At 57.7% G+C, this 13,042-nt stretch carries 13 protein-coding genes; 4 read left to right on the top strand and 9 right to left on the bottom strand.

Annotation, left to right across the window (positions count from 1 at the left end; genetic code table 11):
• The first annotated feature begins 9 nt into the window (after nt 1-9).
• Complete coding sequence (locus tag AUC45_RS10620) at nt 10-783, top strand: M48 family metalloprotease (RefSeq protein WP_067602117.1); 774 nt, start codon at nt 10-12, stop codon at nt 781-783.
• Nucleotides 784-843: 60 nt separating this feature from the next.
• Here the strand turns inward: AUC45_RS10620 and AUC45_RS10625 are convergent, their stop codons facing one another.
• Nucleotides 844-2,190, bottom strand: a complete 1,347-nt coding sequence (locus AUC45_RS10625; RefSeq protein ID WP_067602120.1) for an alpha/beta hydrolase — start codon at nt 2,188-2,190, stop codon at nt 844-846.
• Between the two features lie 94 nt (nt 2,191-2,284).
• Here AUC45_RS10625 and AUC45_RS10630 point away from each other — a divergent pair, with 94 nt between their 5' ends.
• Complete coding sequence (locus AUC45_RS10630; RefSeq protein ID WP_067602123.1) at nt 2,285-3,682, top strand: phosphotransferase; 1,398 nt, start codon at nt 2,285-2,287, stop codon at nt 3,680-3,682.
• Nucleotides 3,683-4,966 (top strand): acyl-CoA dehydrogenase family protein, encoded by a 1,284-nt coding sequence (locus AUC45_RS10635; RefSeq protein WP_067602126.1) that lies wholly within the window; start codon nt 3,683-3,685, stop codon nt 4,964-4,966.
• Nucleotides 4,967-5,330: 364 nt separating this feature from the next.
• Here AUC45_RS10635 and AUC45_RS10645 read toward each other — a convergent pair whose 3' ends face one another.
• The 6 genes from AUC45_RS10645 to AUC45_RS10670 form a co-directional block, all read right to left on the bottom strand.
• Nucleotides 5,331-6,062: a sigma-70 family RNA polymerase sigma factor gene (locus AUC45_RS10645; protein ID WP_067602132.1), complete on the bottom strand. Its 732-nt coding sequence runs from the start codon at nt 6,060-6,062 to the stop codon at nt 5,331-5,333.
• Nucleotides 6,059-8,167 carry a flagellar biosynthesis protein FlhA gene (locus tag AUC45_RS10650; protein WP_067603816.1) on the bottom strand — a complete coding sequence of 703 codons (2,109 nt, stop codon included), beginning with the start codon at nt 8,165-8,167 and terminating at the stop codon, nt 6,059-6,061. Before AUC45_RS10650 ends, AUC45_RS10645 begins: the two co-directional genes overlap by 4 nt.
• Nucleotides 8,168-8,196: 29 nt before the next feature.
• Nucleotides 8,197-9,102: a transglycosylase SLT domain-containing protein gene (locus AUC45_RS10655; protein ID WP_067602135.1), complete on the bottom strand. Its 906-nt coding sequence runs from the start codon at nt 9,100-9,102 to the stop codon at nt 8,197-8,199.
• A 58-nt stretch (nt 9,103-9,160) separates the two neighbouring features.
• Complete coding sequence (locus tag AUC45_RS10660; RefSeq protein WP_156423880.1) at nt 9,161-9,496, bottom strand: flagellar protein FlgN; 336 nt, start codon at nt 9,494-9,496, stop codon at nt 9,161-9,163.
• An 11-nt stretch (nt 9,497-9,507) separates the two neighbouring features.
• Entirely contained in the window at nt 9,508-9,810 is a 303-nt protein-coding gene (locus tag AUC45_RS10665) for a flagellar biosynthesis anti-sigma factor FlgM (RefSeq protein WP_067602138.1), read from the bottom strand.
• 77 nt (nt 9,811-9,887) lie between these two features.
• Entirely contained in the window at nt 9,888-10,412 is a 525-nt protein-coding gene (locus tag AUC45_RS10670) for a flagella basal body P-ring formation protein FlgA (protein WP_082701086.1), read from the bottom strand.
• Between the two features lie 212 nt (nt 10,413-10,624).
• Here AUC45_RS10670 and AUC45_RS10675 point away from each other — a divergent pair, with 212 nt between their 5' ends.
• A complete protein-coding gene (locus AUC45_RS10675) occupies nt 10,625-11,716 on the top strand; it encodes a diguanylate cyclase (RefSeq protein WP_067602143.1) in 1,092 nt (363 codons plus the stop codon).
• On the opposite strand, the gene AUC45_RS10680 is transcribed toward AUC45_RS10675, so the two are convergent.
• Nucleotides 11,703-12,149: a hypothetical protein gene (locus tag AUC45_RS10680; RefSeq protein WP_067602147.1), complete on the bottom strand. Its 447-nt coding sequence runs from the start codon at nt 12,147-12,149 to the stop codon at nt 11,703-11,705. The two genes, AUC45_RS10675 and AUC45_RS10680, sit on opposite strands and share 14 nt — an antisense overlap.
• Nucleotides 12,146-12,862 carry a MotA/TolQ/ExbB proton channel family protein gene (locus AUC45_RS10685; protein WP_067602155.1) on the bottom strand — a complete coding sequence of 239 codons (717 nt, stop codon included), beginning with the start codon at nt 12,860-12,862 and terminating at the stop codon, nt 12,146-12,148. The genes AUC45_RS10680 and AUC45_RS10685 overlap by 4 nt, the downstream gene beginning before the upstream one ends.
• Nucleotides 12,863-13,042 lie beyond the last annotated feature (180 nt).

Below are 13,042 nucleotides of genomic sequence, written 5' to 3' on the forward strand. Positions count from 1 at the left end.
GGGGTTGAAATGGACAGGAATGACAGCACCACATCGCGGCGCGAGTTTGTTGCGATGGCCACACTTCTGGGCGGCGTCAGCATCGCTGCCCCTGCCAGCGCGCAAAGCTTTGGCAACATCCTCAAATCCGCAAAAAAGGTTGTGAAAGCAGCCTCTTATTCGGATGAGGAAATGAAAGTGTTCTTCGATCAGATGAGCGAAGACATGGATTCCAAGAACCCAGTCGCGGGCATGGACAATCCCTATGGTCAGCGCATTGCCGCTTTGTCGCAGGGACTTGAAAGCCATGATGGGCTTGATCTTGATATCAAGGCTTACCTGGTGCGCGATGTGAATGCCTTTGCGATGGCAAACGGTACGATCCGCGTGTTCGCCGGACTTATGGACGAATTCACCGATGACGAAGTTCGCTATGTCATCGGGCACGAAATCGGCCATGTTCAACGCGAACACTCCAAAAAGCGGATGCAGGGCGCGCTCAACCGCGATGCGGTCTTAAGCGTTGCGAGCACTGCCGATAGCGGTGTGCGTCGCATCGCAAATTCGGAAATCGGCAAGTTCTTCGGCGATGTCGTTACCGCGCAGCACAGCCAGAAGCATGAAAAGGAAGCGGACGACTACGCTTTCGCCTTCATGCAGGAAAAAGGCTATGATGCGGAAGCCTGCGCCACGGCGCTTGAAAAGCTTCAAGCGATGAGCGGGCCGAGCGACGGGCTTGCTTGGACAAAGACCCACCCGAGCCCGAAAGCGCGCGCCAAGCGGATGCGCAAGAAGCTCGCTTAAGCGCTATAGCTTACACGAATTGAGGCCGCTCGGAGTGATCCGGGCGGCCTTTTTTGTTCTCTATTCGCCAGCGCGTTTTGATTTCAAGTCTAGCCCGGCGGCCCAGCGTTTCTGAAAGCCGCGCCAATGCTCTGCTTCATCTGGACCTGCAAATTCGCCGTTTAGCAGATCGCCAAACCCGGTTTCCCATTGGCTGTCATTGGCATTCGCGACTGGCACATTGAGATAGCTCGCTTTGTCCGCATCGCCTTTCAGATGCAGATCGAGAAAGGCAGCGACGAAATGCTGATTGATCCCATTGATGCGATCCTGCCGCCAAACGGGCTCTGACACGAACTCCGTCACGCGAAACGGCGCGTCTTCAGGCACATCAAAGGCATTCCCGACAATACTGTGCCGCGCCTCGCGAAAAGTCAGCATGTGCCGGCTGGTCCCATTGAGCTGGTCGAATATCCAGCTGACGCCCTCTGCATGATTGGACACATCATCCTGGCTTCCGGAGACGATTAAGGTGGGGGCGGTGATTGTAGCGAGGCTCTCACCGTTCCAAACGCGATTATCCGGCTGCCCACCCCAAGGTGCGAACAGCACCATCGCATTGATCGCAGCGTCATTGCCTACAACCGCGCGGGTCGCATCGAGAGCGGCACTCGGCACGGTATCAAACGTTTTGCCATCGTAATTGTAATCGGCACCTGCTGTCGCCAGCGCGCCATACCCGCCCATGGAATAGCCGATCATCGCGACCCTCTCTGGATCGATCAACGAATAAAAACCTTCTCGATTTGCAGCGCCACCTTCAACCAATTCTGCCAGAACCGCGCGCTGATCAATTGTCCGATTGGTGAGCACCAGGCTGAAAGAATGGACAAAATCGGCGACGCCATCGATTTGCATATCGGCATGATCAATTGAGGCTACAACATAACCGCGCGATGCAATGTGTTCAGCGAGATTGCTGAACTGCGTGCTCCACCCATTAAAGCCGTGGCTCATCACGACGAGCGGGAACTTGCCTTCGCTTAGCGGCTCTGCGTCGGCAAAGGCGCGACCGTTGTATTCGAGTAGAAACGGCTCCATCGCAGGCGGCGTCATGAAGTGCGAGTAACTGATTGGCTCAGCGCGCTCGGCAACTTGGGCTGGGAAGTAGACGCGAACTTGCAGCGCAGGCATCTCCTCATTTTCCGATAGTTGCCCAGTGGCCATGCCTGCCTTCGAAAAACGCACTCGGTTCGGCACATCAACAAGCACTTCGCGCGTGCCCACCTGATATTCGCCATACCGGCCAAGCTCCGGCGTCTCGCCAGGATTGCCTTCGTGGATCGTGGGGCTTGCGACATAGGCAGCGGTCCCTGCTCCCACTCCGAACAAAGCAAGCGCGGCGAGCGCGATATGGCGTTTCTTCATCTGTCTCCCCCAATGTTCCGACTGGCAATAGAAGGACTTGCCGCGGCATAATTGTCAGTGCACTCATTGCAGCGAATGGCTTCGAGGGGAAGAGATGCCGGATAGCGCAGAGGCTATTGCTATAGGATTGGAGCGGGCACTTGCGCGCGTGGGATTGTCAGTGCCTTCGAACCTGACGCGGCTGACAGGCGGCGCGAGTTTTGAAAGCTGGCGATTTGAAGCAGAGGGCGCAGAGCCTTTGCCGACCCCATCTGCCCGCATTGAGAACACCTATGTTCTTCGCCGCGCGCCCAGTCTCACCTTTATGGATGAAAAGCCCTTTGGCCATGATGTAGAGGCGGCCGTGATCCGCGCGGCCAAGGCCGCCGGTGTTTCGGCGCCTGTGGTAGTGGTCGAGCTGGAGCCTGACGATGGCATTGGATCGGGTTATGTGATGGAGGCGTTATCCGGCACGCCCAACCCGAAGGAAATTCTCGAGACAGTCGAGGCCGACAGGCTTGTCAGCGAATGCGCCGCCAACCTCGCCACCATCCACAAGCTTAAACCCGGCCCTGATGGAGGGGGCGTGCCTGACGCAGTGCCAGTGATGGATTACCGCGCTGCGATTGCAGACCTTAAAAAGCAGTTCGAAGAAGCGGGCGGCGACAGGCCCATCATCGCGCTCGGTCTTAAATGGATGGAGGACAATTGCCCGGAGCCCGTCGAACCGGTTCTCATACATGGCGATTATCGCATGGGTAATCTGCTGGTCGATGAGGAAGGCTGGCTCACCGGTGTGCTCGATTGGGAGCTGGCGCATTTCGGCGACTATCATGAGGATTTGGCGTTCGGCTGCATGGCCGTATGGCGCTTCCACCGGTATGATAGAGCAGCCTTGGGACTGTCTGATCTGGAGACGTACTTCGACGCCTATGAGGCGAATGGGGGGCGCAAGGTTGACCCTGCACGCTTTCGCTATTGGCTGATCCACCGGACGGTGTGGTGGGCACTGGGCTGTCTAAAAATGGCGGCGATTTGGCGCTCAGGCGAAGACCGGATGCTGGAGCGCGTGGTCATCTCGCGCCGGACGAGTGAGCAGGAGCTGGATCTGCTGATGCTGCTTGAGGAGGATGCGCCGGATGAGGAGCTAGGGCGAGAGGTTGAAGAAGTTATTTATCTGGACGGCTGGCTTGGTGAGGAAGCTCGATGTGGGGAACTTGCTATAGCCGTTAGCGAATGGCTTGAGAGCATCAAACACAAGGTTGAGGGCCATGATCGATTCCAATTGGCAGTCGCGCGTAACGCCCTAGGTATGATTGCTCGCGACGATACCTATCCTGTCTCGATGTTTGATCCATTTATATGCAACGATATTCTGGCCGGTAACGTAGGTCTGGAGACCTCTGAAATGCTGGCCAATCTGCGGGCTCAGATGCTCGCCAAAGTCACAATCGATGTGCCCAAATATCCGTCACTCCGTGTAGCGCGCCGAAAATGGATCGGAGAACACTAAATGGACTTCGCAATACCAGCTGATCTGCAAGAGTATCTGGATGAACTCGACGCTTTTATCGAAGCAGAGATCAAACCGCTTGAGAACCAAGACGACAACATCCGTTTCTTCGATCACCGCCGCGAACATGCGCGCACTGATTGGGACAGGGGCGGCCTGCCGCGTGAGGAGTGGGAGGAGCTTCTAAAGGAAGCCACGCGCCGCGCTGACAAGGCGGGGCATTGGCGCTTTTCCGCGCCCAAACGCTATGGCGGCAAGGATGGCTCAAATCTTTGGATGGCCGTTATCCGCGAGCACTTTGCGCGCCAAGGCTTGGGCCTTCACAATGATCTTCAGAACGAGCACTCGATCGTCGGCAATTTCCCCTTCGTCGCGATGTTCGATCAGTGGGGCACTGAGGAGCAAAAGGAAGAATTTATCACAGGCGGGTTTGAACGCACCCGCCGCGTCGCCTTTGGCCTGACCGAGCCGCATCACGGATCAGACGCGACCCATATGGAAACCCACGCTGTAAAACAGGAGCGCGATGGCGAGGACGGCTGGCTCATCAATGGTGAGAAGATGTGGATCACCGGCATGCACACCGCCACCCACTGCGCGATGTTTGCGCGCACCGCGGGTGAGGATGGCGATGGGTCAGGGATCACCTGTTTCCTCGTCCCCAATCCCAATCCTGGTATCGAAATCGAGGAGTGGATGTGGACATTTAATATGCCCACCGATCACCCGCGCCTTTCAGTCAAAGATGTATGGGTGCCCGATAGCGCAATCCTCGGTGTGGAAGGCCGTGGCCTCGCGCTCGCGCAGAGCTTTGTCCACCAGAACCGCATCCGGCAGGCCGCCTCAAGCTGCGGCGCGGCATTGTTCTGCATTGATGAAAGCGTCAAGTACGCCCGCGCGCGAAAACCCTTCGGACAGGAGCTTTCCAAGAACCAGGCGATCCAGTTCCCGCTGGTCGAACTCGCCACGCAAGCAGAGATGCTGCGCCTCCTGATCTTCAAGACCGCGTGGGAAATGGACAATATGCCGCATGAAGAGATCGAGCGGACGATCAGCGACAAGGTTTCGATGTGCAATTACTGGGCAAATCGCCTGTGCTGCGAAGCCGCAGACCGCGCGATGCAAGTCCACGGGGGCATCGGCTACTCACGGCACACACCCTTTGAGCATATCTACCGTCATCACCGCCGCTATCGGATTACCGAAGGCAGCGAGGAGATCCAGATGCGCAAAGTGGCGGCGTATCTGTTCGGGTATTTGGGGCCAAAGCGGGGGATGCTGTGAGTGAGCGAGCAAGCTCAAAGCACATTCTGGCGGCGTTACTTAGCATTCATGCTGTGCTCTCTTGTATTTGTGGCGCCAATGCTTGTGTTGGAAAAAATAGGATTACGTAGTGATTGGGTTTCAATTGGGGCTTTTTGCCTCTTGGTCGCATTCTGCCTATGGAACCGCAGTCACGTACGGGACCGATTTAGCGGCATGGCCCTCCCAACGCTTATCCTTTGTGGCTCGGCTACTATGTCAAGCATCGGCTGGGAAAATGAGGGTTCCTTTTTTGAGGTTCTCTATGCTGTCGGGCTAATCGGTATTTTTCCAGCTCTCTTGTTTCTGATTTACAGACTTTCGGGGATTCAGTGGCTTTTTAGAATTAGAGATTAGTCCGCTCCAACAACCCCCGCAAATCTTCAAGCGCCTTCGCTCGCAATTGGTGCACTCTTGGCACGCTAACCTCGAGCACGGCGGCGATCTCTGTCAGGTTCAGTTCCTCGACGAAGAACAATTGCAGCACCAATTTCAGCCTATCGGGAAGCTGCCCCATCGCTTCCACCAGCCGCTCGCGGTCTTCTTCGCCTGAAAGCACTTCGAATGGGTCTGGCCCTTCGCTCGCAAAGGCGGAATTCGCTTCGTCATATTCCTCGCTGATGGAGGATACGGAGACGCTCGAGTTTTCGATCTCCAGCAATTCTGCATCGCTAATCTGCATCACGTTGGCGGTTTCGGCGCGGGTCGGTTCGCGGCCCAGATGACCGCGCAAAACCTCGGCGGTGCGCTCGAATGCGGCGCGTTTTTTGCGGGCCGTGCGCGTGTCGTTCATCAGCTTGCGGATTTGATCGAGCATCGCGCCGCGCACGCGCAATTTGGCGTAGGCGGCAAAGCCATCTTCGACTGGCCCATTGTGCTTCTGCGCGCATTCGGTGAGCGCGACAATGCCGGCCTGGATGAGGTCTTCGATCTCCAGCCCATCTCGGCCCGTGCCATAGATATGCCACGCTGCACGCCGCACCAGCGGCAGGAATTGGCGCACCCGCCGCTCGACCTCGGCCTGCGACGTGGGGGCGTAGGCGTTCGCTTCGGCAAAACCGGTTGGGTCGTGCTTCATGCTGCTATCGCTGGCCCAGCCGCAGTTTCAATCGCTTCTTGGGAGGCATGCGTATTTCCCACAAGTCCAATAACTTCGACAGGCTGAGTGGCCGGCAATTCGTTGATGGAAAGGACGATGCAGCGCGGCGCGCGGGCCTTGAGCAAGCTTGCCATGGCGCGGCGCGCAGGTGGCTGGACGATCAGCGCGATAGGACCGCCCGCCTGCTTAACAAAGTCACTCGCCGCGCCCGCAATCATGCTGGCAAGATCGGGTTCAATCATCGGTTGCCTGATCGATGGATCGGGCATTCCGCCAAGGATTGCCGCTTCAAGCTCGGCATCCAATGTGATGACTTTCAGTTTTTCGGTTGGCGCGCAAATCCGGGCAACCAGACGCGCGCCGAGGTCAATGCGGACAGCATCGACCAGCGCGTTGAATTCCTGGCTGGATTGCAGTGCAATGGCGAGCGAGGTGAAGACGGGCTGAGGGTGCGATAGGCCGATGCCATCGGCAATCAGCGCGCGGAAAATGCGTGTGATTGCCGCGAGGGAAAGCGGCTCGGGATGGACCGCTTCGACAAGAGCGGGCGCGCGTTCTTTCAAGTCATCAAGAAGTGCGCGCACTTCCTCGGGTCCCAGCAACTGATCGCATGCGGCGAGCAGTGCTTGATTGGCATGCGTTGCGATGACTGTGCTTGGATCGACTGTCAAAAACCCTTCAGCGATCGCATGATCGCGGCTGCCTGGATCAATCCAGAGCGCGGGGCAATCAAAGCTGGGATCGCGCGTTTCCTCACCGGCGAGGCCCAATTGCGCATAAGGCCCGGGCCGTACGTCGCCAGTATCGATGGCAAGCAAGCGGTTGGGTCGCGCAGAGCCGCTTGCAATAGTTACTCCGCCCAAGATTACAGCGTAGTCATTCGCGCCGTAGTCGAGCGAATCCCGGATGCGAAACTGCGGAAGCACAAAACCAAGCTCGCGGCTCATCTGTTTGCGAATGCCGGTGATGCGGGTGAGAAGAGGTGCGCCCTTTGCCTCATCGACGAGATGGACAAGGCCATAGCCAAGCTCGATCGTGACCATGGTGCTGTCCGACACGTCGGCGATCTCGATGCGGTCCAGCGGGGTTTCCTCGACTTCAATCTCGGTGTCTGGCGAGGGTTCTTTCGCACGCGATTTGAGCGTCCACCAAATGCCGCCAGCGATCGCTGCTGCAGGCAGAAACACCATCTGCGGCATCGCTGGGACAATTCCGATGGCTAGCAAAATCATCGCCACAGGCAGCCATCCGCGCGGGTCTGAGAATTGGCCGCCAATTTGGCCCGTGAGATCGCGCGTGTCCGAAACGCGGGTGACGATAGCGGCGGCTGCGATCGATAGGAGTAACGCAGGCACCTGTGCCACCAAAGCATCGCCGACAGCGAGCGTAATGTAGAGTTCACCCGCCTCCGCTGGAGAAAGCCCGTGGCTGATCATGCCGAGCGCAAGGCCAGCAATCACATTGACGGCAAGGATCAGTAAGGCAGCAATCGCATCGCCTTTGACGAACTTCGATGCGCCATCCATTGAACCGTAGAAATCGGCCTCGACCGTGACTTGACGGCGGCGTTCGCGTGCTTCTTCTGCGGTGATAAGGCCAGCTGCGATATCGGCATCAATCGCCATCTGCTTGCCGGGCAAAGCATCGAGGACAAACCGAGCCGAAACCTCCGAAACGCGGCCAGCGCCTTTGGTGATGACGATCATGTTTATGATGAGCAGGATCGTGAAGACGAAGAGGCCAACCGCGAAATTGCCGCCGACAAGAAATTGCCCGAAGGCCTCGATCACGGCTCCCGCAGCCGCGCCGCCTTCATGACCGTTGACGAGCACGATCCGGGTGGAGGCGACGTTGAGCGCGAGCCTTAGCAAAGTCGCGAACAGCAGAACGCTGGGGAAGGCGGAAAAATCGAGCGGGGTTTGCGCATTCAAAGCCACCATCAACACAGCGACGGCAATTGCGATGTTGAGGACAAAAAACACGTCGAGCAGCATTGGCGGGATTGGCAGCACCATGAGCACGAAAAGCGCAAAGATGCCGACTGGCAATGCCATCGCAGCGGGCGCGTGGCGCAGGCGATCCATCAGTGGCGCCTTGGGAAGGGCAGAACCGCTCACAGGCCGAACGCTTTCAACTGGGAGTAAGCGCGATTGATCTGGGCGGCGCTTTGATCGCTGTCGGAGCGGTCGCCAAAGGTGCTGCGCAATACATTCGACATGGACGGCATGGGCTGGGCTGTTGGTGCAGTGGGCGCAGTTGACATGGCTACAGGGCGATTCCGCAGCGTCAGTGTAGGCGGATTGCTCGGCCCAAAGGCTGCAGTATTGGCGGTGATATAGGGCTGCGTCGGCGATGGCGTGGATTGGGACGCGCCCGACATGGCATTTTCGATCTTCGCATCGAGAAGATCCATTACTCCTGCAAGGCTGCGCGCCTCGCCGCTCGCTCTGTAAAAGATCGCGCGATTGGCGGCAGCTGGGTGTCTAAAAAGAGCTGCTGCGCTTTCATCGGGATTGTCAGCCATGGCGGACAGGAACCGGCCCGCACCGCCAGCGCCCAGGAAATGCGCCAGATACAATTCGCCATGATCGGGTTGGCGGCCAAGGATCGGCGTGAGCGCGGCGCGATTATCCTCCGCAAGGCCCGCCGCCATGAGCGATGCTGTATGCGGATCAGAACGCAGTGCGAGGATCGCATTTCGCTGCGCAGGGTCTGCAACATAGGCCGTTCCGCGCGGTGTCGTCGCAATCTGTTGCGCCATATCGCCGAGACCAAAGCGCGATGCGTGACGCTGCATGGTCTCAAGCCAGGTGCTCTCGATAAATTGGTACAGCCCTGTCGCGCTGGACGTGCGCGCGCGGGCATTCGGGTCCATCGCCGATTCGACCCGCGCCTGTGCGAGCAGAAAATCGAAATCGATGTTGGTGCGCTGGGCGGCGTTCGCGATAGCTTGCTCAACCGATGGAGCATTGGCTTCGGGCGCGCGCGCGGATGTAGTGATGGGAGGGGGCTGGGTCATCACCCGGACAGAGCAAACTGCGTGCCAGAGGCTGCCTGTCTGGCGCGACTAGGTGATGTTACCCAAGTGCGGTTTGCGCCGTGTAAGCGCTGCGCGGTGTGCCGCCCAATGCTTCAATCCGAGCTGAGACGTTGGCGGCAAGCAGATTGCGCACGCGGCGATTGACATCGTTCAACTGCCGCGCAGTTTCAACCAGTTCGCGTGTCTCAGGGGTCAAGTGAGCGCCCGATACCGGTTCAAGCGCCTCGCAAAGGGCTTCCTTGGCGCGCGTCGCTTCGAACAGATCGTCGGCATCCAGCGCGGCAAGCGCTTGCCGCTCATTTTCGAGCACGGCAATCATTTGCCGCAAATTGGCCGATAGATCAGCCTGAGGGTTGGGCACGCGCGCTGTCATCTTTGCCACAACTACTTCGGCATTGAAAAGCTGAGGCGCGCGGCAATCATCGCGTCAGCAATCTGGGCTGGAACGAGAGGGTAATTGCCATCGCGCAAGGCGTCGCGGATCTGTGCCACCCGCTCATTATCGAATGGCGGCTTGCTCGCATCAACAGCCTCACCGATTTCAATGGCGACGCCGGGCTGGACAGTGGATGATGGCGTACCGGTGGCACGCGAAGAAGGCGGCGCATTCAATTGCGTCCGATCGCTTTCGGACAGCGGGCGAGGGGCGCTTGCCGCCTGCAATTTGCTGAGTTCGAAAGAGGGCATTTTGCGTCTCCAAGTGGATTTCTAAGACCTAGAACGGCGGTATGAGACCCCTTTTAAGGGGCAATGCGCTTGTGCGGTCAGCTTGACGGTATGATCGCGATGCCGGGCCTTTCGATGCGCGCATGAACAGGATCGGCTTGGCGAGCAGTGCTGATGCTGATCCAGTCGCCTATCGTACCGGCCTCCAAGGCTTCGCCTGTTTGCTGGACCGAGAAACCACGGCCTCTGATTACAACCGTAATGGGATCGCCGCGTTTTACCGCGTTTGCCGCTTTTGCAGGCTTGGGTAGAGGGCGCGTGGCAATGAAGATGCGCCAGCTTTCAGGGCCAGCACACTCCACTCGCACGGTACTACGGTTCGTGCCGTGCCATGCGGTCTGTAGTGGGACGTTACAGGCGGCCAATTGGAGGCGATGATCGGCGGGAAGTCGTGCCCCGCCGATCTCGCCGATTTGCGCGCCAGTAAAAGCTGCCACCGCTGCATCAATCGCGCGCGGATCGGTGCGGCCCGGCCCAGATGCCTGGGCGATGAATGGCGAAGTAAGTGCACCAAACGCCAAGCTTACGGCACAGGCACGGCGGAAATAAGAATTAACTAACATTTGCGTGAACTTACCTCTAAAATTCGACCATGGTTCACGACCACAGCGATTCTCAATCGACACGGCCAAAGCAGCAAAGGCCGTGCCAAATCGCTCGTACCGATGCCTCAGTCCGAAAGCCTAAGTGGAAACCAGTAGATCGGTCGCGCAATGGCTTAAGTCATGGATGCCTAGACACAATCCTGGATAAATCAGATCTGGGATCATTGGCGATGGCAACACTTTCAAACCTTCAACTCGATGGTGAGGATGATCAGTCTTCGGACGGCATAAAACAGCCGAGCACTAGCCCGCGCGTGTTAGAGGCGCGGCTCGACCTGTTAGCCAGAATAAGCCAATTCACCACGCGGCATGATCTCGAAGTCAACGCGATGAACCTCTCCGCAATTTGCGGAGCGCTTTCTGGTTCTAACGCTCAGTTGGCCGAGATATTCGCCAAGCGCGAAATGTCTGGGCAACCGATAGACCAGCGCTGGCTTGATGAAGTGATCCGGCAAGATCCCGAAGTCACAAGCCGCCTCGGCGAAATTGAAAAGCTGATGGATCAGCTTGAATACGCTCTCATCCGCTTTGGCCAGACAGCAAAATCGGCAAAAGACGAATCTGGCGAATATCGCGGTGCGATTGATGCGAACGTGAAATCCATCGCAAAAGTGCAACGAGGCGAAGATGCCGCTGGCGAAATCTCTCGGGTCGTTGATCTGTCGCGTTCGGTGATCGAACGAATCGAACAGGTCGAAGCTGCGATGGAGAAGAGCCAGTTCGAAGCCGACCAGTTGCGCGAAAACCTCGCCAAGGCACGGATGGAAGCCGACATTGATCACCTCACCGGCCTGCCTAATCGCCGCGCATTCGAGAGACGTCTGGTAACCGCGACCGAACGCGCGCTAGCGCAGAACGAACCTTTGTGCGTCGGATTTTGCGATGTTGATAATTTTAAGCAAATCAATGACCGCCACGGCCACGATGCGGGCGACCGCATATTGTGCGCAATCGCCAACACCTTGAGCGCGAATGCTGACGACCAATGCTTTGTCGCTCGCCATGGGGGTGAGGAATTTGTCGTGCTGTTCTATGGACTCGACAAAGACGCAGCGTACCTAAAGCTCGATCGTATTCGCCGTGCGCAGGCTGCCAAGCTCTTGATGGACCAGGAAACCGGCCGGCCATTCGGCAAAGTGACGTTTTCAGCAGGCATCGCACAGGTCGAAGAAGGGACTGACACGCGTGCAGCGCTCGCCCGTGCGGATCGGGCGCTTTACGATGCGAAAGCTGCCGGACGTAATCGCATTACTGCGGTGTAGGCGCCATTTGCTGCTCGCGGTTGTTGTCCGGCTGGGCAGACCGATCGAAAGCAATCTTTGCATAGATCGCTCCACTTTCACCGCGCGTCATCACCACTTTGGTTGCCATATCTCTCTTCGTCGCATCCGATGCCATTGCGCGGACTTGCTGCCAGATTTCATCCTGGTTCGCTGCGGTGTAAATCGCGTAGATCGTCAATTGCGCGCGCGGATCATTGGGCTGATCGTCGAGCCAATCTGAAAATGGAATGATCCCCTTGACCGGTCGGTAGAGCGCCTGAACAGGCACGGATGTCTCGGTAGTTAAGGCTACCGATCGCTCGTTCTTCTCCTTCTCATTAGCGCTGGCCAAAGCAGCTAGCGTTACAAGGAACAGGATAAGCGCAAGGTCAGCGAGGATAAGCTGCCAACTGGCAGTGATGCGGGTTATCATGCTGCAGTCTTCCGCGAGCATTCACCGCAAGAGCTGGCGCCTTGACGGTTTGCCTTTCGAATGCCGCCGGAAAGGCTGATCGATAGCCATTCAATAATTTCCTCGCGCGCTACTTCTTCGCGTGCCGCTTTGCGGTGGATGGCACGGGCAATTGGAATGCAGATGAGGTGCGCGAACAAGACGCCGTAGAGTGAGGACAAGACAGCGGTGGCAATGGATGCCATGGTTAGATCAACCACACCTTCACCTGCCATCGGGGTCAGTTGAGTGATGGCAAACAAGGTTCCGACGAGGCCGAAAACAGGCGCAAGCTCGCCTGCATAATCAAACGTCTGAACGGCGCGCGCTGTTTTCGTCTCCCGTTTGCTTTGCTCAGATTGTCGCGCTGCATCCAGCATTTCCACCGAACCAGACCGCACGTAGGCGATGACGACCTTCGCCAGCGATTTGTCAGGCGGCATGGGTATGTCGGTGCACAAGAGCCCTCGGCGATTGATCTCGCTGACCGAAGGGGCGAGCGCCATGCGGTTTTCGGCGACATCAAATTCCTGCGAACCCATGCGAAGAGCGGCATGCAAGGCGATTTTCAGATCGCTCCATCCGCAACGTGCAAGTGTTGCAAGCAAAGTCCCACACAGCACAATGACGAGCGCGCCGAGATCAAACAGGGCGGAAAACTCATATCCCATCGGTTTGTCGCCACTCCAAATCATCCGCTCGTGTGTGAGAACGGCAGGAACAGTTGGGATTTAAGGGAGGGGCGCAGCGCTGACGGTCGCAGTGGGTCGGCCAAGAGATGCAACAATTTGCCAAACCCGGCAGAGCATTGCCGCTCTTTTCGGAACCACGCGCAAAATTGCCAAGAGCCGCCGCCGATTGAGCGGTTTGGCACG

This window comes from Erythrobacter sp. YT30 (genome assembly GCF_001542875.1).
GTDB lineage: Bacteria > Pseudomonadota > Alphaproteobacteria > Sphingomonadales > Sphingomonadaceae > Erythrobacter.

Bases quoted from the DNA above. Each gene is read 5' to 3' on its own strand.
- AUC45_RS10635 (WP_067602126.1), top strand. From the start codon at position 3,683: ATGGACTTCGCAATACCAGCTGATCTGCAAGAGTATCTGGATGAACTC.
- AUC45_RS10685 (WP_067602155.1), bottom strand. From the start codon at position 12,862: ATGATTTGGAGTGGCGACAAACCGATGGGATATGAGTTTTCCGCCCTG.
- AUC45_RS10625 (WP_067602120.1), bottom strand. From the start codon at position 2,190: ATGAAGAAACGCCATATCGCGCTCGCCGCGCTTGCTTTGTTCGGAGTG.
- AUC45_RS10665 (WP_067602138.1), bottom strand. From the start codon at position 9,810: ATGCCCTCTTTCGAACTCAGCAAATTGCAGGCGGCAAGCGCCCCTCGC.
- AUC45_RS10655 (WP_067602135.1), bottom strand. From the start codon at position 9,102: ATGACCCAGCCCCCTCCCATCACTACATCCGCGCGCGCGCCCGAAGCC.
- AUC45_RS10675 (WP_067602143.1), top strand. From the start codon at position 10,625: ATGGCAACACTTTCAAACCTTCAACTCGATGGTGAGGATGATCAGTCT.
- AUC45_RS10660 (WP_156423880.1), bottom strand. From the start codon at position 9,496: ATGACAGCGCGCGTGCCCAACCCTCAGGCTGATCTATCGGCCAATTTG.
- AUC45_RS10620 (WP_067602117.1), top strand. From the start codon at position 10: ATGGACAGGAATGACAGCACCACATCGCGGCGCGAGTTTGTTGCGATG.
- AUC45_RS10670 (WP_082701086.1), bottom strand. From the start codon at position 10,412: ATGTTAGTTAATTCTTATTTCCGCCGTGCCTGTGCCGTAAGCTTGGCG.
- AUC45_RS10650 (WP_067603816.1), bottom strand. From the start codon at position 8,167: ATGGATCGCCTGCGCCACGCGCCCGCTGCGATGGCATTGCCAGTCGGC.
- AUC45_RS10645 (WP_067602132.1), bottom strand. From the start codon at position 6,062: ATGAAGCACGACCCAACCGGTTTTGCCGAAGCGAACGCCTACGCCCCC.
- AUC45_RS10680 (WP_067602147.1), bottom strand. From the start codon at position 12,149: ATGATAACCCGCATCACTGCCAGTTGGCAGCTTATCCTCGCTGACCTT.
- AUC45_RS10630 (WP_067602123.1), top strand. From the start codon at position 2,285: ATGCCGGATAGCGCAGAGGCTATTGCTATAGGATTGGAGCGGGCACTT.